This is a genomic window from Desemzia sp. FAM 23989, from assembly GCF_045528345.1.
Taxonomy (GTDB): Bacteria; Bacillota; Bacilli; order Lactobacillales; family Carnobacteriaceae; genus Desemzia.
The window spans coordinates 15283-39127 of record NZ_JBGQQT010000018.1 but is presented as its reverse complement, the minus strand read 5'-3'; the positions used below and the strand labels follow the sequence as shown (position 1 = coordinate 39127).

The window sequence follows — 23845 nt, the reverse complement described above, 5'->3', positions numbered from 1 at the left end:
ATTAGGTAACGGCTCTCTATTTACTGATATACGCCCTTCAATCCTACCAATCGTTAGATAGAACCTCTCTACCTAATAATCACCTCGCTTTCTTCTGCCAAATTGTGAAGCAGAACGTCTATATCTTACAATTTACTAAGAAAAACAGTCCTAATTATAAAATAGCACTACTCTGCAGCCTTTCATTAAAGAATCTTTTCGCCTACGCGGAAATTAATCTATCAAAAACAGCGCAAGCACCTAATAAGGGGCGCTTGCGCTGTTTCAAATTCATTCTAAATTAGTATTTCATATCAAACAAACGAGCATTCTTCACGTCTTCGATCGTTTGCGTTCCTGCTAATTGCATCACACGTTGCAAATCTTTTTCAAAGTAGTCTAACACAGATTTAACACCTTTCCAACCGCCTAAAGCTAGTCCATATAATACTGGACGACCTACAGCAACGATGTCTGCACCGCTTGCCAATGCTTTAAAGATGTGTTCTCCACGACGAACTCCACTATCAAATACAATCGGAACGCGACCAGCAACAGCCTTAGAAATCTCTTCCAATGTATCAAATGAACCAGGAGCTTCATCTAATTGACGGCCTCCATGGTTGGAAACCCAAACACCAGCTGCTCCGGCACCAATAGCTAATACAGCATCTTCAGGAGTTTGAATCCCTTTAACAAAAACTGGCAATCCTGAATATTCAGAGATGAATTTAACATCTTCGGGACAGATTTTTTGTTTCGATTGAGCATAAATGTTGTTTAGAGACATGTTTTTACCTGATCCAGTCAAGTAACGAGACACAATCGGCATACCAAACGGATACACGAATTTATTCAGCATATCTTTTTCGCGGTTACCACTTAAAGTAGCATCAGCCGTTAAAATGATAGCTGTAGCGCCATCCGCTTTTGCTTCATCCAAAATATTTTTATTCATGTCATCATCTTTACTCATGTAGATTTGGAACCAACGCGGGTTGCCATTCAATCCTTTTTCGATTTCTTCAAATGTAGCCCCAGAATAAGCACTGATTGACATAATTGTTCCGCCAAATTCAGAAATCCCTCTAGCTGTTCCCGCTTCTTTTGTTTCATGAGCCAACCCATGAGCTGCGATTGGCGCCATAATGAATGGTACTTTGATATCGTGCCCCAAAATAGACGTTGATGTATCTGGATTTTCTACATCTGCTAGTACACGAGGTAAAATCCCTTTGCGTTTCCATGATTCATTGTTTTGTTTTAGCGTGTATTCTTCTCCTGAAGCACCTGAGATGTAATCAAATCCACCTTTAGGAACTACAGCACGAGCTTCATCTTCTAAACGATACGTGCTGACAACATCGATTTCTTGTTCTACTGTTGGTGCGTCATATTTAATTGTTTGTTCAGCCATAATTTTTCAACCATCCTTTTTGAGTATTGTTTTTTAAGAGTATAACCTAAATTAAATTAAAATAATAAATTTGTGATCGGTACTGTTAGCGGAGCTAGAATAACCACTATGATTCCGGTAACCACAATCGATAAACCTGACATTGCGCCTTGGACATCACCTAACTCGATCGCTTTTGTTGTTCCCATAGCGTGAGAAGAACTTCCAAGAGCCACCCCTTGCGCCACTGGATCGTCAATTTTGAAGATCTTGAAGACCGTTTGACCAACGACCGCTCCAATAACTCCGGTGAACACAACTACCGCAACCGTTAAAGAAACAATACCCCCTAAGGAGTCAGAAACACCGACTGCGATTGCTGTAGTAATCGATTTAGGCAGCAAAGTTGCCACCATATTCCGATCAAATTTGAACAACAATGCAAAAGAATAAATCATAACCGTATGGAAAATCACTCCGGAAACGATTCCCGATAAAATTGCTGCATAATATTTCTTTAAGTATACAAGATTCTTTTTCAGCTTAATAGACAAAGCCACTGTAGCTGGAGTTACAAATAAACTGAAGAAGCGTCCGCCAGTATTATAAGTCTCTAACGGGATATCTGTTGCGAGCAAGAATAAAATAATGACAATGATCGCAAATACCAACGGAGTAAACAAAGGATTCTTAGGCCATTTGGCTTTTAATTTCCCAGCTATTAGATATAGGCCAATAGTTATTGTGATCCACAACATTGGATTATTTAAAATACTCTCAAGCATGCGAATCTTCTCCTTTCTCAACTAATTTATTTTTCTTCACTATACCTTTGACACTTTGTACTATTTTGCCAACAAATCCCATCATCAAAATAGTCGTTACTGCCATAATGATCAGTAGTTGCCACCAAGTATTTGCTAAGACACCAAAGTTTGACATCAGCCCCACACCTGCTGGGACGAAGAAAATCCCCATATTATCTGTCAGCCATGTACCGACCTCATCTACTTGCTCAACGCGAACCCAGTTAAATTGCAGCGCTAAGAACAGCAAGATCATCCCGATAACGCTACCGGGTATTGCTATAAATGAAGCGATCAAAGCGGAAATAATTTCCCCTATAAAAGAGAATAAAAAAATCCAAAAGAGCTGTTTGATTATTTTCAAAAGACCACACCTTCCACCAGCGTTTTGTAAACGCTTCAAGATGTATAGTATATCATGCTATCATTTAGTTCGAAAATACTGTTTTTTTATGGTACTATAAACATTATTTATGAAAATAAACACTATCATATCTTTTGTTTATGTTTGTGTTTTCACAATCTTTCGAAGGAGCCTTATATGAATTTACAAGATTTAGTCTATTTTAACCATTTAGCAAAAACACTAAATTTCACTGCTACCGCCGAACATTTCTATATCTCTCAACCGTCTATTTCCATGTCTTTGAAACGTCTCGAAAAAGAGCTGGATACTACTCTGATTGATAGGAAAAGACTTCACAAGAACTTGCATTTGACCGAGACTGGTGAAATACTGCTCAAACACTCCCAGCAAATTTTAAATACTATTGATACAGCTAAAGAAGAAATCCATGATTTAAAGAATCAAGTTGTCTACTTCGGTTTCCTGCCCACGATCGGCGGCCACTTTATGTCCAAACTGATGCCTCATTTAGGCAAATTCACCAATTCTTTAAAGCTGATTGAAGAAGAAAGTTCAGATGTCATGCTTGACCTAGTGAGCAGTGGACAAGTTCCTTTGGCGATCATTGGAAGTGATCAGTCTGTATTCAAGGACAAAAACCTGATACAGATTCCTTTAGTGACACAAGATTTGGCTCTTTGGGCATCTCCTGATAACCCTTTAGCTGCAAGAGAGTTCGTCCGTGTGGAAGATGTCCAGCAAGAAGTCTTTATTTCCTTGGCGCAAGGTTACACTCATCAACGTGTATTTGAACAATGGGCTAAAACTCATCTGATCAAACAACCAAAAACCCTTTTTACCAAAGAAATTCAAACGGCCTTGTCGATTGCTTCTTCTACCAACATGGTTGCCTTCATGATTGACATCTTGGTAAAAGACCACTACGATCTCGTCAAAATCCCTATTGAAGATGCACCAAAATTTTACATCAGCTTGATCGTCAATAAGGAAAGCAATGTCACTTATTTCCAAAAAGAGTTCAATAATACGATGATCCAACTAACACAATCCCGTGCGAAATAAAAAAACTGCCGCCCGCTACCTAAATGAATAAGTACCGAGCGGCAATTTTTTATCTTCAACTATGCTCACCATAATTTTTTACGACATTGACCCCGCCTTTGTCGAAACGATGCCGGGTCCTTGAATATTCAAAAGGCGTTCCATCTATCAAATGAACCACTTGTTCCACCTGTAAAACAGGATCTTCCTTTGTACAAAATAGGTACTCTTGATCCAATTCATCCGGTCTTTCAGCCGTTATACGTCTGTTCAATCCACCTATCTTCAATCCCAGCGTATGTTGAATGTAACTATAAATCGAACCGGCAAGGACTTTCTTCGTCACATCCGGAATAACTTCCACAGGCATGAGAGTGTGTTCGATCAAGTACTCTTCACCGTCTACGTATCGCACCCGCTGAATATCATAAATGAAATCTTCTTCCGTCAACAACAATTTGTCTGCTTCATCTTCTGCAGGATTGCGAATGACAAATTGAATCACTTTACTTGTAACGATTTGGTCAGAAAGTTGGTCTGTTAAGCCCGTGTACACATCAAACCGGGAATCCAGCTCATTCTTAGCAAGTGCATTTTTCATTACGTAGGTCCCAGAGCCTTGTCTGCTGTAAAGATAACCTTCCTCAATCAACAAGTTCAAGGCGCGCTTAATCGTTATCCGGCTCGCCCCAAATTCTTTACACAACTGCATTTGATCGGGCAAAGCACTCTTTAGTGTGTATGTCCCATTTTGGATCCTATCTCGTATCGCTTGAGCAACCTGTTCGTATTTATGCATGGTTCTATCTCCTCTTTATCTGCTATTTAAATTATACGAAACACCTCACAAAAGTAAAACTGTTCTTCATCATTCAGACGGATTAATTGATGTTAATACCCTAGTTTCATTGTTCAGGCTGGCTTATTGATGATAAAGCTCCTAACTTCATCATTCAGAACACATCATTGATGATCAAACGTCAATTCTTTCTCATCATGGTTAAGTCTCATGACTCTACACGTATCCCATACTCCTGCAGAAGTTTCTATAAGGTTTAGAATTAAGAGGCAGTTCGTTTTTATTCGCCAACATAAAAAGTTGAAGAACCAGTAAAACTAGATGTTATAGATAAAAAGACTGAGAGACGAGTCACAGCCTTTTTGTCTTTTATTCAATTTGTCAAAAAATCAGGTATTTTTCTCTGCAGCAATCTGTGCGGAACGTTCACTGATTTTCATAAATGGCAAATACAACGCTACTCCTATTACGATAATAATAAGTTGTACCACAATGGCTCGCCAATCTCCCGCAGTTGCCAGAAAAGCACTCAGAAGAGGCGGTGTCGTCCAAGGAATATTGGCCACTGTATAATTCATCCATCCCCAAGATGTCGCTAAATAACCAATCACAATCCCAATAGCCGGCTGCAATACGAAAGGAATCATCATCGGCAAATTAAAGACGATCGGATAACCGAAAATGACAGGTTCATTAATATTGAACACCCCAGGCGCCAGCGCTAGTTTACCCAAATCTTTAGGGGCTTTTTGCTTACTAAAGATGAAAATAGCGATCAGCAGGCAGAGTGTACTCCCTGTCCCTCCGATCATTCCAAATGTAGGAACAAAGGCGCTAGTCATGATATTTGGAATTTCTTCTCCATTTGCGAAAGCTAACGTGTTTTCATTCATATTTGTCAGCAGTAAGGGATCTAGCAGGGTTCCGTTGATTACGCTTTGGTGAATCCCCAAGGTAAACAAGAAATTTCCAGTGCTGTAAATCAACAATGTCCCCAACAAGCTCGTGTTAACAGCTCTCAATGGTTCTTGAATAGCTACTGAGATCAAGTTGATCAGGTCAGTGTCAAAGAATACATGTAAAACCAATGCCACGATACCAAACAACGAAAGCACTAAAATAACAGGAATCATAGTACTAAACGATTTTCCTACTTGAGGCGGCACATTTTCACCTAGATTGATCTGCAATCTTTTAATATTGGACAGTCTGATAAACAATTCTGTGGCAGCTAAACCAATAATAATTCCTGCGAACATCCCCGTCGTACCCAGATTTCCATAGGTCATGACGCCTGAAGTGAGTATTTGTTCTTCTGAGCCCACCGGTGTAACGAAAAGATTTACAGGCATCATGATAACCAGAGAAGCAATCCCAACTGCCGCGGAAGCAATCGGATTCATAAAGCCTTTGTTCACAGATAAGTTGTACCCGATCATGGGTGCAATCAATAACCCAGCAATATTCAATGTTCCATTGATAATAACTGTTCCCCAAATCTGTGCACTTTCCAAGGTACTCCCTTCAAAGACCCAAGGAAAGACAACATTGTTAATCAGAACGGCTACCCCAGCTAGAATGAATAGCGGCATCAATACAGCAAAAGCATCACGCAATGAGCGTAAATGAACTTGGTTTCCTAATTTTGCAGCAAATTCAGCAAATTTATCTAAAAAGTTCGAACCTTTTTTTGTAGTTTGAGCCATCGATCTTCCTCCATTTCAGTCTCTAGCCTAAGTTTTCGCCATTGCTTTGAATCACTTGTTGAAGCCAAGCAAAACTTTTCTTCGGAACCCGCTTTAAGTCTTTCAAGTCGTGGTTCTCACGATTGACGTAAACCACACCGTATCGTTTGCGCATATCCCCTTGGGAACTGAGAATATCGATCAAGCCCCATCCGAGGTAACCGATACAGTCTACACCGTCTAGGAAAATAGCATCTTTCATCGCTTGAAGATGGTCTCTGTGGTAAGAAATTCGGTAATCATCTTGGATAAGTCCTTCTTCAGGCAACTCTTCGATTACACCGATCCCATTTTCAATTGGGAATATGGGCAAATGATAGCGGCTATGCATATCCAGTAATATCGAACGGAAACCAAGCGGATCGATTTGCCAATCCCATTCTGTAGCTTCTAAATAAGCGTTCGCTATTTTCCCTACTTCCAAATAACGGTAAACAGGCGTTGTCTCCGTGATATTTTCTGCACTGACCACATGGCTGGCGTAGTAACTGAATGACAACCAGTCACTCGTCAACTTCGCTAGTACTTCCAAGTCATCTTCTCTCATTTCAGGAGTTAAGTCATGATTTTCTAGATACGTCGTCATAAAGGCAGGGTATTTGCCATAAGTAAAGACTTCTAAGAAAAATTGATTGAAGAAATCATCCAATTTTTGAGCCGCGAAAACATCTTCGGGTTTAGGTGTGGCTGGATAGACTTTTGAGTAAGCGACCATTCCGCCAATTTCACAACCTGGAGCTGTTTCGTGAATGTAATTGGCTATCTCAGCATGTGCCATCATGGTATTGTGCTGCAATTGATACAACTCTTTTTCAGTATTCTCCCCTGTCATTACTCCGCCGATAGGAAACGCGCCAGAAAAACCAAAAATATTTTGCTCATTGAAGGTGATCCAGTATTTCACTTTCCCTTTAAAACGGTCTACCATAGCTTTCCCATAACGGACAAATGCATCCACAACTTCACGAGATAAAAATCCGTTATACGATTCTGCTAAATGAAGCGGCATATCAAAATGGTACAAGCAAATCATCGGCTCAATGCCTCTTTCGAGCAATGCATCAATAAAGCGTTCATAAAAGGCTACACCCTCTTCATTGATTTCGCCATCCCCATTGGGAAACACACGCGACCAAGAAATCTGGAATCGGTAGCAGTTCATGCCCAACTCGTTCATCCAATCGAAGTCTTCTTCGTAACGGTGGTAGCTGTCTGTTGCCACCTTCCAGTCAGAAGCAAATTCCGAAGCTTCACGTATATCATAAACGGATTTTCCTTTTCCACCTTCATTCCAAGCTCCTTCAGTCTGCATACTCGATACCGAATTCCCCCATAAAAAATCGTCTCTCAGTTTCTTGCCCATGCAAATACCTCCTCTTTTTTATGAGTTTATTGTAAGCGTTTTTATTTTTGTTGTCAATACAAATATACATATATTAAATAATTTGGTATATCAAATTATCTTTAAGTGTCATCTGAGTAAACAAAAGAACTCCCCTTAGAGTAAACAGTTTTTGTTTATTAACAGTCTAGTATAGAGGGAGAATATCACTATTGCTTTGAGTGTATTTTATTTATTCAGCCAATATGTTAACGCTGAAGAAAAACTATTTTAAAAAAACAAATTCAGAGAATGAGTCAGTAATTAGTTTAGAAAATAATGCTTTACTTAATAAAGCACTTAGTTTAGATAGTGAGAACAAATCGTATATTGATTCTATAATTGACTCTTACATTATAGAAAAAGGTTCTACTTTAAAAAGTTATGATACAATGATGAGTGAAGCTGTAATTAGTCTTATTGCTATGATTTTGTTGTTGGGTCTAGAAATAATTATTGTCTTACAAAGCAGACTTTGGGATTAATTAAACCGTTTAATATTTCTATATCATACACAATGTAATTGGGTTAAAATTGATTTAGGAGTGAATTGTGATGAAAAAAAAACTAATTATCGTAGGTACTATTCTAACTATTGTTAGCGGAAGTATCATTCTATTTCTTGGATATAAATGGGTTTCTCCACGATTTTTTCCACCAGATAGTATATATCGATCTCCGACTGCAAGTGCAGCTGGGCATACAATAAAAATTGATAATCATTATCGTATCGTAACAACTAGTGCCACGACTTCATATTTGTGGTTTGTTGAAGAAGGAGAAAACCCAATAACTTTAATTGAATATGTAGAAAAATTAAATTATAACGACAATTATATTATTGTTCAATCGGTTACTAAAAATAATGATAGTTTCTTTTTTAAAGAATACGAATATTTTATTGTAGATAAAGAAGCTCAGAAGGTTGATTCTTTTTCAAAAAAAAATTATTTTTTAGATGAATGTCAGAAGAAAAATATAGATTTAGATTTAAAGATTAAAGAAGAGTTTGATTGGTATTAATAATGCTCACTGTACAAAGTTTAAATTTCAAAAAATAAAAAGGTAGCAATAAAAAATAAGAATTCTTAATCCCCAGATTTTGGGAACTAAGAATTCTTATTTTCTATTAGGATAATTTCAAAAACTTGTTAGATGCCACCAATTTTTACCATTCCGCAATTGTCCCATCATAATTTTTCCATTGAGGATTGGTCCATACTAATCCTTCTTGAGAAATATCATGAATCAAATCTTCATTTAATTCAAGTCCTAGCCCTGGTTTACTTGGCAAATCAACAAATCCATCTTTGTATTGGAAGACTTCCTTATTCTTCACAAAATCCAATAAATCGAACCCTTTGTTGTAATGAATTCCTAAGCTTTGTTCTTGGATAAATACGTTAGGTGTACATGCATCTACTTGCAACGTTGCTGCTAAAGCAATCGGTCCATAGGGTGCATGTGGAGCAACTGCCATATCATAAGCCTCAGCCATAGCTGCAATTTTTCTTGTCTCTAGAATTCCTCCAACAAGAGCAACATCGGGTTGAATAATATCAATGACGCCCGCTTTGAAAATGTTCTTAAATTGCCATCTTGAATTTAATCTTTCTCCTGTGGCTAGCGGTGTAGCTACGTGTTGAGCAACTTCAGCAAAAGCTTCCTCATTTTCGGGAAGTACCACTTCTTCTAAGAACATCGGTTTAAATTGCTCAAGTTCCTTCGCTAAAACTTTAGCCATAGGTTTGTGTACACGTCCATGGAAATCAACAGCTATTTCCATATCAAAACCAAGCTCGTCTCTAATTGAGCCTACTCTGTCTATAACAGATTGAATTTTTTTAAACGAATCAATGTAATGCAACTCTTCTGTTCCATTCATCTTAATCGCATTAAACCCTCTATTTTTTCTATCCAAAGCTTGTTCTACCACTTCATTAGGTCTGTCCCCGCCAATCCAAGAATAAACTTTGATTTTATCCCGTGCAGCTCCTCCAAGAAGTTCATACACTGGTGTATTAAAATACTTCCCTTTAATATCCCAAAGTGCCATCTCAATTCCAGATACAATCGTACTGTTGATGGGACCACCTCGGAAAAATGAGCGGTGCAATTCTTGCCAAATGCGTTCAATTTCAAATGGATTACGACCTATTATGCGTTTTCCCATTTCGTAGGCACCAGCGACAACTGTTTCAGTCTTTGTTCCCGAAATCATTTCTCCCCAACCATCAATACCTTCATCCGTACTGATTTTAATAAAAATCCATCTTGGCTTAATTTTATAAACTGTTACATCTGAAATTTTCATGCTCAGCCTCCTATATAAATTGTCTTTACATGTGATAAACTAATTGGTCTGTTCAATAGGTTTATCTACTGAATTTTCAGCTAATTTAGTAGCTGCTTTTCTAGGTTTAATGACTTCAAAGAAATACCATGTAACAGCAATGACAACAATCATAACCGGCATAGTGAAGAATAGATTTCCTGTAAAAGCCAAGAATACTAAGAAGCTATGCGTCAAACTAGTTGCCGCAAATGAAGAAATCAGTAGCGCTCCTCCTGCAATAGCAATATCGATACCTACATTTTCAGCTATAGCTGTTAAAGCTGGAGCTGTAATAGAACCTGCATATAGTAAAGCAGCAGTAGTTGCTAAACCAATGATTAAATTTTTAAATAGATTTCCTTTAGTCAATGCAACAACTAATGCTACACGGAAAGGAATAACAGCTAAGTCAGCAAACGGTAACATTCGATTTCCTGGTAACATAACAGCTAATGCAATTGTTAGAGGAATAATAATTAAAGCTGTGGTAATAACATCTTGATTTCCTACAACAACAGCTGCATCTAAACCAATAAATAATTTTCTGTCTTTAAATTTCTTTTGGCTCCATTTTTGAGCGGCATCTGAAATTGGCATCAACCCTTCCATAAACATTGAAGTCATTTTAGGAATCAATACTAAAACAGCCGACATACTTACACCTAATTGAAGAATCGACGTTAAGTCATATCCAGCAAGTACTCCAATTCCAGAACCTAAGATAAGACCCATAATCATTTGATCTCCGAAGAAACCTAAATATTTTTGTGTATCTTTTAATGAAAAATTGATTTTGTTCATCCCTGGAATTCGATCTAACAACCAGTTCAACGGCCATGCAATCAAGAGGGATGATGTTGCTGAAACTGTAGGTAGTGAAACTCCTGGAATTCCAAAGAATTTCTCAATCATCGGTTGTGACCAATCAGCAATTTTGAATGTTGTGATAGCCATAACCACTGATGCACCAATACCTAACAGTACATTTCCTGTAACAAAGTGAACCATGATACCAACAATCGCCATATGATGATAATTCCAAATATCAACATCCAATGTATCGGTCCATTTAAAAATCAACATAATAATGTTTGTTGCTAAAATACCAAAAATTAAAATTGCAATAATCGGTGATGACCAAGTAACTGCTGCAATCGATCCCCAGCCGACATCCAGAACATCTAGCTCTACTCCGATATTTTCAACCATTGCTTTAGCAGCTGGTCCAATATTGGCCGTCATATAATCTAAGATAAGACGAATTCCTGCAAATCCAATCCCTAGTGTTAATCCAGACTTAAAGGCTTTTGACAGCTTGAGTCCAAATATCAACCCAATTATAGTAATGATAACTGGCAACATCACTGTTGCCCCTGCTTCTATGAGCCAATTAAACCCTGCCATAACTGCATTCCACATAATATTGTTCTCCTTTATATATAATTATTTTAAATGCCCTACTATTTCTTCTAACGTTTCTTCTTGTCCGATACCTGTTAATAAAGATAACGCTCTGACAACTGGTGTGCCTGATTTCCCATCAAATTGTCCAGTTGTAACGACCAAATCATAATCCTCAGCTTTTCCAGGAACTTCCATTAATTTACATTGTGTTGTTGTGGCACTTATTCCTTTTTCTTCTACATAATCTCTAATTTTTGACGCTACCACTGTTGATGTTGCAATTCCATTTCCACAAGCTACTAATATTCTTTTCATAATTAAAATCCCCTTTTTTATTGGTTTTGAGTTTCGTAAAAATATGGTTTTAGCATGTCTAATATGTCTGTTTTTGATTTACTGTCTACAATTTTTCGTGTTAATTCTTCGTCTTGAATAATCGATACTACTCGTTGCAGCATTTCAATTTGTCCATGAGGCTCGCTAATTGCCAGCATAATGACAATTTCAATATCTAATGGCGCTTCAACATCTTCCATTGAAAAAAAGGTCACTGGTTTATTCAGCACTGCCATAGCTATGGTTGTTTTATTTACTAAGTCGTGATTGGCATGAGGTATCGCAATTTTTGCACCAAGCGACGGCAGTCCTGTCGGGTATACTTTTTCTCTTTCCAATACAGCTTCCTTAAAGGCTGCTTGAACATATCCTTGTTTTGTTAATTCTTCAGTGAGAAATATCAAAACATCTTCTTTCTTTTCAAATTCTAAGTCAATAAATATATTTTTTTCGCTAAAGTCTAAATCTAAACTCATCGCGCAACCTCCTTTGTAGTACCGAATACTGTCTCTTCAAATACTGCTAGAGATTTCTTCACTGCTTCTTTATCATTGTTTAAGACATCCTCTTTTTCAAAGATTCCAGATCCAATTCCCACATAACTTGCGCCTTTATTTAAAAAATCATTTGCGTTTCCAGCATTTATTCCTCCAACTGCCATCAAAGAAAGCTCTCCTAACGGTCCCTGCATTGCTTTAAAGTGGCCTCTATCTAGAGAGGTCGCTGGAAATAACTTGACGACATCTGCTCCATTTTGAAATAACGTGTACACTTCTGTTGGTGTCATTCCAGCTGGAACACTCATAACATTTTTCTGTTTACAGTAATCCAAAACTTCCTTAGACAACATGACTGGCGACAAGATAAATTGCGCTCCAGCTTCTACTGCATCTTTAGCATTTTGTAAATTCAGTACTGTTCCTGCACCTATCCAGAATTTCTCTCCATATTGTTTAATGATTTTTTGAAGCGTTTCGAAAACATCAGGAGAGTTTAATGTAATTTCAATGGCAAATTGCTCTTCTTTACCTTCGAGAGTTTCCATAATCAAATTTACTTGTTGATAATTGTAGCCTCGCATAATAATTGTTACTTTAGGAAATGTCTTTTTGTTCATGCTATCGTCTCCTGACTTTCATTTTTTATGACTTGTAAGGCTTCAACTGAGTCCTTTGCAGACAATAATTGAGCTATTCTTTCGTTATCTTCAGCTAAATTAGCCAATTGATTAACCGCTTTCAAATGAAGTGTTTGATTATATATCGCTAATGGAGTAATGATACTCACTTTTTTATTGTTTTTGAACAAAACCGGCTGCTTTAATATCAACATTGCAAAACTGTCAGAAATGACACCTTGTTCAGTAGCCGCATGAGGTATAGCCATTTCATTTCCTAAAAAACTATATGTTTCACTGGTATCATTTTGCTCAATCAAAGCGTCTATATAATCTGTCGTTATTGCATTTTTGTCTAATAAAGGCTGACAAGCTATTCGAATAGCTTCTTTCCAATCTGCTACTTGATCTACAATTTGAATCACATCGTCTGAGAAATACTGTTCTAAATTTGGTAGTGTTGCATCTATATTATTTCGACCGTTTTCTGTTTGGATCTGATGAGTAATCATTTTCTCTAAAGCTTTTCTTAATGCTTCTTCATCGGTCACTGTAGTATGATTTTTAACAACTTTCATAACTTCTTCAATAGAAAATTGATTATCCTTTAAACCTAATTCCTTTAGTACTTGATGACTTAAACTGTTCTTCTCAGCATCCGTCATTAAAGCATTTACTAAAAAGACTGGCTTATCAGAATTTATAGGGACTGTAGTAAACACAATGTCATATTTCTTTTGGTATTTTCTGAATTCTCGAGTAGACAAAGCCGGCAAGAATACAAAGTTTGGAAAGAGTTTGCTTAATGTCAGTCTTAAGATTTTGGAAATGGATATACCATTTGTACAAACAACTAATGCATATATTTTATTATCTAAAGTAATTCCCTGTCTCATCAATTCGGCGCCAAAAAAGAATGAAATTAAGCTGAGTTCGTTTTTAGGTATCTTCTCATGGATCAACTTTTCTATAGGAATGACTACTTCTTTGACTAAATTGAACAATAATGAATAACTTTCATTTCCTTCAATAAAATGATGATAAGTATCTGAATCGAATGTTAAGTGATACTTTAATCGATAATAAGCAGGTCTCAAATGAAGTAAGAGTTTATTGATGAAAGTTTTTTTATCCTCTATCGTGATATAAGATTTTTCTTCGAACAGCCTGACCATATCAGTAATTGCAGCCACTAACGTATCGTCTTCCATTTCTTCAACATTGGTGTATTGAAGACTTGCAGTAAGAAACTGAAGTACAAGCCATTCTTTCTCTTGTTGCGGCCAATCACTGTATTTTCCCAACAATTCGCACGTTATACGAAACTCTTTGGTTCTGTTCATTTCCAAAAGACCATTATGAAAATTCTGTCCTAGCAAGTGGCCTTGTTCGATACGTCTCTCATTTAGTAAAATAACATAAGACATTACTTCAAAACTTTGATCTGTATAATGCAAGTTCAGCTTTTGTTCGATACTTTTAATTTCATCCTGCGCTTTATTTATATCGATATCCGTAATACGGGCTATAGAATCATTCCCTTGGTACACATTCAAAAGTTTGGAAATGATTACGCGTATTAACTTGCGGATCTTAATTTCTTCACCTATGATGTTGTATCCATTGACTCTAGAGTACAAAATTTCTAAATTATATTCTTTTAATGTTTCATTAGCCAGTTTCAAATCATTTAAAGCCGTATTTTTACTGACTTCAAGTACTTCTGCGAGATGAGTAAGCGAAATATCCTCCGCCTTAGAAAGTAAATATAGAACCAAATAAAGCGTTCTCTCTCGTTCAGTTGGAATATAATAAGTTTGTTCAGTCGCTATTGAAAGACTAGACTTGGTCAAATAATCGGTAATTTGCTTATCCACAATGAAATGCCCGTTTTGGCTTCTTAATATCTTCGGCAACTGAAGAGTTTCCAAAGAGTCGTTAATTTTCTGTACAGAGTAGTTTATCTGCCTCCTTGTTAAGGATAATAGTAATTCCAAATCTTTACTTTTTATCTGAGGATTCTGTATCAAGGTTTTCATAATATCTAGACCACGTTTATCTAAAAACATTTTATCCTCCTCCTGATGACTTTATTATACAATGGAAAAACCCCTTACTGAAATCGTTTTCGCAACAGCTTTTGTCATGCTTGACCAATAAAATTGTTACACATTGGGATCTGCATCATCTTACTTGAGAGTGTTAAGTTTCTATAAGTGTACGTGTCTTTTTTATGCAGACTAAGAAGAAACCATTTTTATTTCACCCTCATTTCTAAAGAATAAATAATTTTTCAATTACTTCTATAATACTAAAATCATTGCCCCTAAAGATAGAAAAATAAGGCTTTGATTTCTCTATAAAAGAAGTATCAAAGCCTTATTTTTAATTTATTTTCTATAATTAAATTAGATTATATATAGTATAGACATAATACATATTTTTAATTTGCTAAAGCCGACTTTACTTCTTCTAAACTCGGCAAGGCTGGAATCGCACCATATTTTGTACATGTTAACGCTCCAACCACATTGGCCACTTCTAAAAAGTCTAACAGTTTAGCAAAGCTTAATTCTGCAGTTCCTGCTTTTTGAATTTGATACAGTAGACCTCCTGTAAAAGCATCGCCTGCTCCAGTTGAATCCACTTGTTTGATTGCAATCGAACTCACTACTTGCTGGGCCTTTGAATTCTGTAAGTAAGTTCCATATTTTCCTAAAGTTACAGCCACATATTTGGCACCTAATGCACAAATCTTCTGAGCACCCCGGCTGACCTCTGTTTCACCAGTAATCAAAGTTAATTCTTCCTCACTCAATTTCACAAAATCTGCTATAGCAATAAAAGACCGGACTTTTTCTAAGTAACTTGCTAACTCATCTGGCGCAATCAAAGTATCCCGATAATTCGGGTCAAAACTAATGAATGCTCCTTTGGAAGTTGCCTCGTCTCTTAAGCAAAAATAACTATCTTCTAACGCTCCACCAGAAAAACCTAACGCAGCTCCAAAGTGAACAATATCTTTTTGGTCTAGATCAGATAAAGGCAAATTAGCTGAATCGTAATTACCGTCCGCGCCACGAACAAACGAAAAACTTCTTTCTCCAGTTTGATCGATCCCTACAAATGCTAAGGTAGTTGTTCCTTTTTGGATCACTCCTTGCGTCTGAACACCATGTTTTTCTAGAGTATCCTTTAAATGGTCTCCAAAATCATCTTTACCCACTTGACCTAAGAAACTAGTTTCTCCTCCTAATTTTGCAATAGCTGCTGAAACATTGGCCGGTGCTCCTCCAGCATTTTTTTCAAACTGTTTTCCATGAAACAGCCCTAATGAATCAGTACAAACAAAGTCGATTAAAGCTTCACCAATACAGTATATATGTCCCATCATAAGGTTGCCTCCTTTGCTAAATTTCCCATTGTGTTGCTGTTATGAACGCTTGACCGTCTGCAAAAAATTGTATTTGATTGTGGTCTAATTTCGAATAAATACGGGCTGTAAAAACTTCTAAACCATCGTTCACAAAAATTTCCACTGAAGATTCATCCACAAATAAGTGAATCTCCAATTCTTCCTCAGAAAAATCGCATTTTCGTAGCGTGCCGTAATCATTCGTAGCAGAAATTCCAGATTGGCTACGGTCAAATACTAATTTTTTAGCTGACCGATCATAGTAGAAATAAGTTGCTTCCTCTGCGCCCATACGAAAAGCTACACCAACACGCGAACCTTTTATCTTTGTAAACGTTGCTTTAAGTTCATATATACGAGCTGTAAAGTCAGAAACTATTACCATTTCATTTTCTAGCTTCATTTCTTTAGTAACTTCTTTGCCACGCAATACTTCCAGTTCTGGAACTGGTTTCTGATAAAGTTTTCCATTACGCAAACTGAGTTCACGAGGAATCGTCAGACAGTGAGCCCAGCCAAAGTCATCAGTAACACAATCTACACCCGGAAGTCCTAGCCATCCAACTAATAGTTGGCGTCCCTGTGGATCAGTCATTGTTTGCGGCGCATAAAAGTCAAAACCGCGATCCAATTCATTAAACATTTCTGTTATCTGAAATTCACCTGTAGCAAAATCAAGTGGTTCTCCTACTAAGCAACCAGATTGATAAATATTTTGATATTTATCACCCTTGGACTCCATTCCTTGAGGTGAGAATAATAAAACTCCTTGATCAGCCAATTCAAAATAATCTGGACATTCCCACATAAAGCCTTGATTCTTTGAATCTATATTCCCTTTTAATTTTACTGCTTGTTGGTACTTCCAGTCTTTTAAATCCTCTGAAACATAGTAAGCGATTGCTCCTTGATGATCTGTCGTTTCAGCTCCAATAATACAATAATAGCGCCCTGCCTGTTCAATGATTTTAGGGTCTCTAAAGTTATCTGTATATCCTATCGGTGAATCTATAATCAATGGTTTTGCGTCTTTTTTAATTTGATTGTCGCTTCCCATTATCGCATGACACTGATAAGGTATCCGTGTCCAATCTTCCGTTCGAGTATTGCCTGTATAGAATAAATGAAGCTGATCATTTTTCACAAATCCAGTTCCTGAGAATACGCCATGGCTATCATATTTTGTATCCGGTTCCATTGCAACACCCAAGTCTTGCCAATCAACCAAATTGTCCGAAGCTACATGATACCAAAATTTCACCCCATGAACTGGCCCTAAAGGGAACCATTGATAAAACAGGTGGTATTGGCCATTATAATAGCTAAAGCCATTAGGATCATTTAACAATCCTGTCTTAGGCTGAACATGAAACTTTTGACGATAGGGACCTTCGCTGACTTTTTTTGTCAATTCTGAAATATATGTCTCAGAAACATCCTCAACTCTTTTATAACGTTCTTCTCTTGACCATTCCATTCTAAAAAACCTCGCATTTTCTCATTTCTTTAATAAACTTAAGCTACTTTACTTTTATCTCGACTCATCTTAGCAAATAGTATAGTGACAACAAAGGTTACGGCAAAAGCAATTCCTAAGGAAACCATATATTGAACCATTGATTGCGGTCGTATAACGATTACGCCTGGTAATCCAGCAGGACCTTGAGATAAAGAAAGAACTTCCATCAAAGTAGCATAAGCTGATCCAACTGCGGACCCAATCAGCGCTGCAACAAATGGATATTTCAGTTTTAAATTAACTCCAAAGACAGCTGATTCAGTAATCCCTAATAAAGCCGATATTCCAGCTGCTGAAGCAATAGCTTTCATTTTAACATCTTTTTTGAACAGGAAAAAAACAGCTAGTGCTGCGGCACCTTGCGCTACATTTGAGGCAGCTACTACTGCAAAAGTAGGTGAACCTCCAAGTGTTTCGATATTCGCCAAGATTTGCATTTCAGATGTAACCAAACTATGGTGCATGCCCGTAATAACGAGTAATGGATAAACAACACCATAGATAGCTCCACCTAAAGGCCCTAATTCAAAGAATAACCACATCACACCGTTCGTCATCCAATCGCCGACCACTCGCATGATAGGTCCGATAGCTATAAATGTAAAGCTGGCTGTAAATAAAACAGCTATTAATGGCGTAATAATGTTATCTAACATCATTGGGACAAACTTGCGTAATACTTTTTCCGTTTTAGCTAAGACAAAAGCAGCTCCAATGACTGGTAAAACAGTTCCTTGATAACCGACTTTAGCGATTTCAAAGCCAAAAACATTCCAAACTGGCACAGCATTATCTAACAGTGCTTGTCCATAGTCATAACCGTTCAATAAATCTGGGTGAATCATAATTGCTCCGATAACTGCACCTAAAACAGGTGTCCCTCCAAAAATCTTCGCTGCATAAAAACCAATTAAAACTGGTAAGAAAACAAAAGCAGTATTAGCAAAAATATTTATCATTTCCGCTAAATCCGCAAATTGCGGATAGGCTCCAATTAACGTTTCACCAGAAACAAATAACCCTTCCGCTGTTAATAAGTTATTTAAACCCATTAATAATCCTGAAGCTACTAAAGCTGGCAAGATCGGCACAAAAACGTCTGCCAACGCTTTCAATATTCGTTGAACAATATTTAATTTAGTCGTAGCGAGTTCTTTTAATTCTTCTTTATCTACTTCAGATAAATTAGTTTGAGCTAAAAATTCCTGATAGACTTGATTCACTAAACCCGTACCTAAAATAATTTGAAACTGCCCACCATTGTTGAAAGAACCTTTAACACCATCAATTTCAGCTATAGCTTCTGTATCTATTAGACTGTCTTCTTTCAAAACTATTCTTAATCGAGTCGAACAATGAGCGGCTGAAACAATATTATCTTTCCCACCAACTCCCTCAATGATTTCTTTTGTTATTTGTTTTACATCTAACTTACTCATGGTACACCTCCGTATTATATTAAAAATGAAACGTTTCATTTTTAATATAAACATATAACTTCAAGTTGTCAACTCTTTTTAGAAAAGGGTTGCATCTTGAAGTTACTCATTGTTTTATGACAAATGTTTTAATCCCTAGTAGTTGTACCAGGTTGATAGGTTACCGGTAAGATTGTTTTTAATGATGTTTCTTTTTTTTCAATAATGTTGATCAAACACTTTACTGCTTCAGCCGCAATCGCTGGAATCGGTTGGCGAATACTGGAAAGAACAGATGGAATATTAGTAGATTGTTGGCTTCCATCAAAGCCAATCACTTGAATGTCTTCAGGTACTCGAACGTTATTTTTCTGAAGTAGAGCCAGCACTTCAAAGGCTTGCTCATCATTTACCACAAAAATTCCATTGACATCTTTACTTATAATAGTCTCTCGCACGAATTCAGGCAATTTTTCATTAAATTCGCGGTGATGCCCTTCATAATAAATGATCTCTGATTCAAGTCCATGAGTTTGACAATAAGCTTGAAATCCTCGATAACGATCTCTTGTTGAATTATCATAAATAGAACCATATCCTATAAACGCCAATTTATTTGCCCCTGCTTGCTTTAACTTTTCAGCCGCGAGTTCTCCCCCAGCAAAATTATCACTCATAATCGTTGGGATTTTTTCAGAAAAATAGCGGTCAATGCTAACAATCGGCAACTCACTAGAAATATATTCATCCACATTACTGTAAGTTAAAGCAATCAAACCATCAACTTTATTTTGACGAGCCATTGAGATATACGCAACCTCATTTTCATAATTATTTTGAGTATTGCATAAGATTAATTTAGTTTGATAGCTCCTCAACTCTGCTTCAATATAAAAAGCTAATTCACTAAAAAATGGATGCCAGATAGTTGGGATAATTAAAGCTATTGTATGAGTTCGATTAGTCCTTAATCCCGTAGCGTATGCGTTTTTTTCATAATCCAATGATTTGATTGCTTGCTCAATCGCTATCGTCGTTTTTTCTTTTAGCTTGCCGCCGTTCAAATATTTTGAAACACTTCCCACTGATACCTTAGCTAATTTTGCAACATCTTTAATTGAAGCCATCTTTTTTTCTCCTTCGTCCTAATCTGATACAACTAAGAATACCATTGCTGCGCAGATTGCTCAAATCAAGTTAGGAAATAAAAAGAAGTATACTAGCTAGAAAAACAGGTACTCCCTAACGCAAGAGACTATATCAATACTGCTTTTTTGCTAAGCGTAGCACTATTGTGTAGCATCAGAACAAAAAAGAAATCTTTTCCTATTCCACATTACTAAACGCTCAACTACCAAGCCGGTACCAAAGCTCCTTTAAACTCGTCTTCGATAAACTGCTTGATTTCATCCGTTTTATAATACTCCACGAACTGAGCTAAAGTCTCATCGTCTTTGTCTTCTGTTCGCGACACGATGTAGTTCACTTGCACCAAGTCCTCCACATTTTCCATCAATAAACTATACTCTTCGGGATTCATGCCTGCATCTAGCACAAAATTCGAATTGATGCCTGCAGCGCCAACATCTTGTAATTGAGACGGCAGCTGAGCAGCTTCAGAAGTCACAAAATCTAAGTTCAACGGATTTTCCACAATATCGCTAGTGGTCACTTCTACGCCAGAGCCCTCTGGCAATGTGATCAAGCCGGCTTCTTCAAATAATTGCAGCGCGCGTCCTTCTTGAGTAGGTGAATTCGGGATTCCGATGGTGTCACCTTCTTGGATATCACTGATATCTTCATACTTTTCAGAATAGATGCCCATCGGAATGGTGATTGTCGGTTCGATTTTGGCTAAGTCATAGCCGCTTTCTTCTACGACCGTGTCTAAAAAGATGCCTGTTTGGAAGGAGTTGACGTCTAAGTCACCTTCCGCCAGTGCGGTATTTGGCTGCACAAAGTCGCTAAATGACACGACTTTAATTTCCAATCCGTCTTCTGCGGCCAATTTTTTCACTTCATTCACGATGTCTTCGTGCGGGCCAGCGGTTACTCCCACTGTCAACACGCCATCACTCAATAATCCTTCTGTTTCAGCAGAGTCGGCTTTCTCGCCGCCGCATCCTGATAATACTGCTCCTATGGCTAAAGTCGTTAGTAATCCCCATTTTTTTTGCATTTCTATTCCCCCTATTTTTTAGTAACTCAACACTTTGTCGCTTACCGGTGTGCTAAACGGCGCCAAACCCGCGATTCTTTTCGCGGCTTCCAGCAACAACTCGTCTGATTGCGACAATCCAATACGCACATACCCTTCCCCTAATGTGCCGAATCCGTCTCCTGGTGCCACCAGTACTCGGGCTTCATTTGCCAAGAAGTCCATGAAGCTTTCTGAGGTGAACTCGCCGGGTGCTTTGATCCAGACGTAAAAGGAGCCTTTTGGTTTGTTGATCTCGAGTCCGGTCGCTTCCAACTCTGCCAAAAACAAGTTCCGACGGCGTTCGTAGGTTGCTGTCAATTCTCTTACAGACGTTTGGTCTCCCGTTAAGGCTTTCGCTGCTGCGCGTTGGATTCCACCGTAAAAACCGCATCCTGTATGGTCTTGCATCAAATTGATCCCTTCGATAACAGACGCATTCCCCACTGCAAATCCCATTCGCCAACCAGCCATGTTATGTGATTTCGATAAGGTGAAAAATTCTACGCCGACCTCTTTAGCGCCAGGCGTTTGCAAGAAGCTCAATGGTTTGTCGCCATCAAACCCAATCGTTCCATAAGCAAAATCATGCGCTACACACACTTGATTCTTTTCCGCAAAAGCCTCCGTCTCGGCGAAAAATTCAGCCGATGCTACAGCAGATGTTGGATTATTCGGATAATTCAAAAACATCAACTTAGCTGCTGCAGCTGTTTCCGCATCCATCAAGTCATACCGCGGCAAGAACTGATTCTCCGCCAACAATGGCAATTCAGCAATCTTCGCAGCCGCCAACGCAATCCCGGATAAATAATCTGGGTAAGACGGATTTGGCAACAGCACCGTATCTCCTGGATTCAATAAGCATTGGCTAATTTCCACGATGCCGGCTTTCGACCCATGCAAAACAGCGACTTCCGTTTCCGGATCCAGAGTTACTCCATACTCTCGTAAATAATAGTCCGCCACAGCTTCTCTTAAGTAATCGAATCCTCGATCCGGACCATAACGGTCATTCGCCAAATCGTCGGCTGCTTCTTTCAATTCATCCACAATAAACTTCGGTGTTGGTAAATCCGGATTGCCTATCCCCAAATCAATGACGTCATCCCATTGTGCTTTAATCTGGTCGGTCTTTTCCGCTAAATAAGTAAAGTACTGTCTCGGTAGACGTTTCATCGTATCCGAAAGTTCAAATGTTGCCACACTGCATTCCTCCATTTTATATTGCTTTTGCTACTACATATTCTTCTAAAGACACGATGGCTTGGTACAATTCTTCTTTTGAAGCTGGATAGCCCGATTCCACTAAGTTCTCGTCTCCTGCCACCTCGCCAGCAAACACCACCAGTTGCTCATCCGTCAAAGAACTCAGCCGCAAGTCCGCTAACGACTTCGGCAAATGCAACCCGTCATAGAAAGCAGCCAACTGGTCGATTTCAGTCCATTTGCCCTCAAATGCCAACTGCACCAATATCCCGTAAGCAACTTTTTCACCGTGCAAAAACGCGTGCATCTCAGGAAAGACGGTGATTTTATCGTGAACCGCGTGCCCAATCGTTGTTCGTGCATAGCCGTCTCCTAAACCACCGACCAATCCGCTGACCGCAATAATGGTTTCCGCTACTTGGATAAACGCCGACGTCAACGATTGCGCTTCGATATCGGCTACGGCTTGCTGTCCGTATTGAACGATGTTGTTTTTGCAATTCAACGCTGCTGCTCGAGCCATCAGTAAGAACGCATTGGTTTGGTGCTCAGGTTGAGACAAGATGACGTCCGATTCATACCATTTCGCCAACGTGTCCGCTACTCCTGCCACAAAATAATTGACCGGTGAATTCAACACTAAATTCGGTTCAATCAACAATATTCCCACTTGTTTCGTGTGCAAATCAAACCCCAAACAAACACCGTCTGCGGTATACATCACGCTCAAAGGAGTCCATGGGGCACAGTTGCTCGCTAAAGTTGGGATCAAAACCGACTCCACCCCCGAAGATTTAGCAGCTGCATATTTGACCGTATCCATCAACTTCCCGCCACCTACCCCAATAATAGCGTCGGCTTTTATTTGAGTGGCAACTGTGGCAATACGTTCGACTTCTTCATAAGTACATTCTCCATTAAAGGCTACAAATTCCAACTCGATATTGCTTTCCAGTAAACCAGCCACATACGAGCGCGCTTTTTCCCAAGAGGTTGTTCCGTGAACGATGACGGCTTTTCGGATACCTCGCACTTCTAACTTATGTATTAAGGAATCCAATACTCCCACGTTACATTCATATTCTTGCGGCCCTGTTCTCACAACTAATGACATATCCTTATCCCTCCGTTTCAATACTGGGTAAAACAAAATCCGCCCCCGCACAAAAAAACTTTGTGCAAGGACGGAAAATTCATTTCTCTCGTGTTACCACCTTGATTTGCAACAACTTTACAGTCGCTGCCTTAGCCAGTGCGTTCGGTTAAACAACGACCTACTGATACTGTGGCACTGTAACGGGTGCACCCGTAGCCGTGTCTAATGTTCCAAGAACCTTCGACCGTTCCACTCCAAGACCATCTTCCATTTCCATTCCGCTGC

General features: G+C 38.4%; 21 protein-coding genes and 1 other annotated feature (1 of these 22 cut by a window edge). Of the genes, 2 read left to right on the top strand and 19 right to left on the bottom strand.

Annotated features, from left to right (window positions below):
• Positions 1-280: 280 nt before the first annotated feature.
• From ACEN36_RS10055 to ACEN36_RS10045, 3 genes are read right to left on the bottom strand one after another with little or no spacing between them, the layout of a single operon-like run.
• Complete coding sequence (locus ACEN36_RS10055; RefSeq protein WP_407126546.1) at positions 281-1396, bottom strand: lactate oxidase; 1116 nt, start codon at positions 1394-1396, stop codon at positions 281-283.
• Between the two features lie 56 nt (positions 1397-1452).
• Positions 1453-2160, bottom strand: a complete 708-nt coding sequence (locus tag ACEN36_RS10050) for an LrgB family protein (protein WP_407097117.1) — start codon at positions 2158-2160, stop codon at positions 1453-1455.
• A complete protein-coding gene (locus tag ACEN36_RS10045; RefSeq protein WP_407126545.1) occupies positions 2153-2545 on the bottom strand; it encodes a CidA/LrgA family protein in 393 nt (130 codons plus the stop codon). Before ACEN36_RS10045 ends, ACEN36_RS10050 begins: the two co-directional genes overlap by 8 nt.
• A gap of 177 nt (positions 2546-2722) precedes the next feature.
• Here ACEN36_RS10045 and ACEN36_RS10040 point away from each other — a divergent pair, with 177 nt between their 5' ends.
• Complete coding sequence (locus ACEN36_RS10040; RefSeq protein WP_407097119.1) at positions 2723-3610, top strand: LysR family transcriptional regulator; 888 nt, start codon at positions 2723-2725, stop codon at positions 3608-3610.
• A 55-nt stretch (positions 3611-3665) separates the two neighbouring features.
• On the opposite strand, the gene ACEN36_RS10035 is transcribed toward ACEN36_RS10040, so the two are convergent.
• From ACEN36_RS10035 to ACEN36_RS10025, 3 genes are all read right to left on the bottom strand, one after another.
• Positions 3666-4388 (bottom strand): GntR family transcriptional regulator, encoded by a 723-nt coding sequence (locus ACEN36_RS10035; protein WP_407097120.1) that lies wholly within the window; start codon positions 4386-4388, stop codon positions 3666-3668.
• Between the two features lie 389 nt (positions 4389-4777).
• On the bottom strand, positions 4778-6094 hold the full coding sequence (locus ACEN36_RS10030; protein ID WP_407126544.1) for a PTS sugar transporter subunit IIC: 1317 nt from the start codon (positions 6092-6094) through the stop codon (positions 4778-4780).
• Between the two features lie 22 nt (positions 6095-6116).
• On the bottom strand, positions 6117-7496 hold the full coding sequence (locus tag ACEN36_RS10025; RefSeq protein WP_407126543.1) for a glycoside hydrolase family 1 protein: 1380 nt from the start codon (positions 7494-7496) through the stop codon (positions 6117-6119).
• Positions 7497-8069: 573 nt separating this feature from the next.
• Between ACEN36_RS10025 and ACEN36_RS10020 the strand changes: the two genes are divergently transcribed.
• Positions 8070-8537, top strand: coding sequence for a hypothetical protein (locus ACEN36_RS10020; protein ID WP_407126542.1), 468 nt, complete (start codon positions 8070-8072; stop codon positions 8535-8537).
• 145 nt (positions 8538-8682) lie between these two features.
• On the opposite strand, the gene dgoD is transcribed toward ACEN36_RS10020, so the two are convergent.
• The 13 genes from dgoD to ACEN36_RS09955 all read right to left on the bottom strand — a co-directional run bounded on the left by dgoD (position 8683) and on the right by ACEN36_RS09955 (position 23578).
• Entirely contained in the window at positions 8683-9828 is a 1146-nt protein-coding gene (gene dgoD / locus ACEN36_RS10015) for a galactonate dehydratase (RefSeq protein ID WP_407126541.1), read from the bottom strand.
• A 39-nt stretch (positions 9829-9867) separates the two neighbouring features.
• Entirely contained in the window at positions 9868-11268 is a 1401-nt protein-coding gene (locus ACEN36_RS10010; protein ID WP_407126540.1) for a PTS galactitol transporter subunit IIC, read from the bottom strand.
• Positions 11269-11292: 24 nt separating this feature from the next.
• Complete coding sequence (locus ACEN36_RS10005; RefSeq protein ID WP_407126539.1) at positions 11293-11568, bottom strand: PTS sugar transporter subunit IIB; 276 nt, start codon at positions 11566-11568, stop codon at positions 11293-11295.
• 17 nt (positions 11569-11585) lie between these two features.
• Entirely contained in the window at positions 11586-12065 is a 480-nt protein-coding gene (locus tag ACEN36_RS10000) for a PTS sugar transporter subunit IIA (protein ID WP_407126538.1), read from the bottom strand.
• Positions 12062-12706 carry a bifunctional 4-hydroxy-2-oxoglutarate aldolase/2-dehydro-3-deoxy-phosphogluconate aldolase gene (locus ACEN36_RS09995; RefSeq protein WP_407126537.1) on the bottom strand — a complete coding sequence of 215 codons (645 nt, stop codon included), beginning with the start codon at positions 12704-12706 and terminating at the stop codon, positions 12062-12064. The genes ACEN36_RS10000 and ACEN36_RS09995 overlap by 4 nt, the downstream gene beginning before the upstream one ends.
• On the bottom strand, positions 12703-14775 hold the full coding sequence (locus ACEN36_RS09990; RefSeq protein WP_407126536.1) for a BglG family transcription antiterminator: 2073 nt from the start codon (positions 14773-14775) through the stop codon (positions 12703-12705). Before ACEN36_RS09990 ends, ACEN36_RS09995 begins: the two co-directional genes overlap by 4 nt.
• A 374-nt stretch (positions 14776-15149) precedes the next feature.
• Positions 15150-16100 carry a carbohydrate kinase family protein gene (locus tag ACEN36_RS09985; RefSeq protein WP_407126535.1) on the bottom strand — a complete coding sequence of 317 codons (951 nt, stop codon included), beginning with the start codon at positions 16098-16100 and terminating at the stop codon, positions 15150-15152.
• Positions 16101-16116: 16 nt separating this feature from the next.
• Positions 16117-17598: a sucrose-6-phosphate hydrolase gene (locus ACEN36_RS09980; protein WP_407126534.1), complete on the bottom strand. Its 1482-nt coding sequence runs from the start codon at positions 17596-17598 to the stop codon at positions 16117-16119.
• Positions 17599-17636: 38 nt separating this feature from the next.
• Complete coding sequence (locus tag ACEN36_RS09975) at positions 17637-19079, bottom strand: sucrose-specific PTS transporter subunit IIBC (RefSeq protein ID WP_407126533.1); 1443 nt, start codon at positions 19077-19079, stop codon at positions 17637-17639.
• A 128-nt stretch (positions 19080-19207) separates the two neighbouring features.
• On the bottom strand, positions 19208-20185 hold the full coding sequence (locus tag ACEN36_RS09970) for a LacI family DNA-binding transcriptional regulator (RefSeq protein WP_407126532.1): 978 nt from the start codon (positions 20183-20185) through the stop codon (positions 19208-19210).
• A 224-nt stretch (positions 20186-20409) separates the two neighbouring features.
• Entirely contained in the window at positions 20410-21237 is an 828-nt protein-coding gene (locus ACEN36_RS09965; protein ID WP_407126531.1) for a MetQ/NlpA family ABC transporter substrate-binding protein, read from the bottom strand.
• 18 nt (positions 21238-21255) lie between these two features.
• On the bottom strand, positions 21256-22476 hold the full coding sequence (locus ACEN36_RS09960) for an aminotransferase class I/II-fold pyridoxal phosphate-dependent enzyme (RefSeq protein ID WP_407126530.1): 1221 nt from the start codon (positions 22474-22476) through the stop codon (positions 21256-21258).
• A 1-nt stretch (position 22477) separates the two neighbouring features.
• Entirely contained in the window at positions 22478-23578 is a 1101-nt protein-coding gene (locus ACEN36_RS09955; protein WP_407126529.1) for an iron-containing alcohol dehydrogenase family protein, read from the bottom strand.
• A 63-nt stretch (positions 23579-23641) separates the two neighbouring features.
• Positions 23642-23845 (bottom strand) — a binding site (T-box leader); it runs 68 nt beyond the window's last position.

Coding starts and splice junctions, on each gene's coding strand:
- ACEN36_RS10055 (WP_407126546.1), bottom strand. CDS start 1,396: ATGGCTGAACAAACAATTAAATATGACGCACCAACAGTAGAACAAGAA.
- ACEN36_RS09980 (WP_407126534.1), bottom strand. CDS start 17,598: ATGGAATGGTCAAGAGAAGAACGTTATAAAAGAGTTGAGGATGTTTCT.
- ACEN36_RS10040 (WP_407097119.1), top strand. CDS start 2,723: ATGAATTTACAAGATTTAGTCTATTTTAACCATTTAGCAAAAACACTA.
- ACEN36_RS10020 (WP_407126542.1), top strand. CDS start 8,070: ATGAAAAAAAAACTAATTATCGTAGGTACTATTCTAACTATTGTTAGC.
- ACEN36_RS10035 (WP_407097120.1), bottom strand. CDS start 4,388: ATGCATAAATACGAACAGGTTGCTCAAGCGATACGAGATAGGATCCAA.
- ACEN36_RS10010 (WP_407126540.1), bottom strand. CDS start 11,268: ATGTGGAATGCAGTTATGGCAGGGTTTAATTGGCTCATAGAAGCAGGG.
- ACEN36_RS09975 (WP_407126533.1), bottom strand. CDS start 19,079: ATGAGTAAGTTAGATGTAAAACAAATAACAAAAGAAATCATTGAGGGA.
- ACEN36_RS09955 (WP_407126529.1), bottom strand. CDS start 23,578: ATGTCATTAGTTGTGAGAACAGGGCCGCAAGAATATGAATGTAACGTG.
- ACEN36_RS09995 (WP_407126537.1), bottom strand. CDS start 12,706: ATGAACAAAAAGACATTTCCTAAAGTAACAATTATTATGCGAGGCTAC.
- ACEN36_RS09970 (WP_407126532.1), bottom strand. CDS start 20,185: ATGGCTTCAATTAAAGATGTTGCAAAATTAGCTAAGGTATCAGTGGGA.
- ACEN36_RS09985 (WP_407126535.1), bottom strand. CDS start 16,100: ATGATGGGACATATATACTGTATTGGTGAAGCTTTAATCGACTTTGTT.
- ACEN36_RS09990 (WP_407126536.1), bottom strand. CDS start 14,775: ATGTTTTTAGATAAACGTGGTCTAGATATTATGAAAACCTTGATACAG.
- dgoD (WP_407126541.1), bottom strand. CDS start 9,828: ATGAAAATTTCAGATGTAACAGTTTATAAAATTAAGCCAAGATGGATT.
- ACEN36_RS10005 (WP_407126539.1), bottom strand. CDS start 11,568: ATGAAAAGAATATTAGTAGCTTGTGGAAATGGAATTGCAACATCAACA.
- ACEN36_RS10000 (WP_407126538.1), bottom strand. CDS start 12,065: ATGAGTTTAGATTTAGACTTTAGCGAAAAAAATATATTTATTGACTTA.
- ACEN36_RS10030 (WP_407126544.1), bottom strand. CDS start 6,094: ATGGCTCAAACTACAAAAAAAGGTTCGAACTTTTTAGATAAATTTGCT.
- ACEN36_RS09965 (WP_407126531.1), bottom strand. CDS start 21,237: ATGCAAAAAAAATGGGGATTACTAACGACTTTAGCCATAGGAGCAGTA.
- ACEN36_RS09960 (WP_407126530.1), bottom strand. CDS start 22,476: ATGGAGGAATGCAGTGTGGCAACATTTGAACTTTCGGATACGATGAAA.
- ACEN36_RS10050 (WP_407097117.1), bottom strand. CDS start 2,160: ATGCTTGAGAGTATTTTAAATAATCCAATGTTGTGGATCACAATAACT.
- ACEN36_RS10025 (WP_407126543.1), bottom strand. CDS start 7,496: ATGGGCAAGAAACTGAGAGACGATTTTTTATGGGGGAATTCGGTATCG.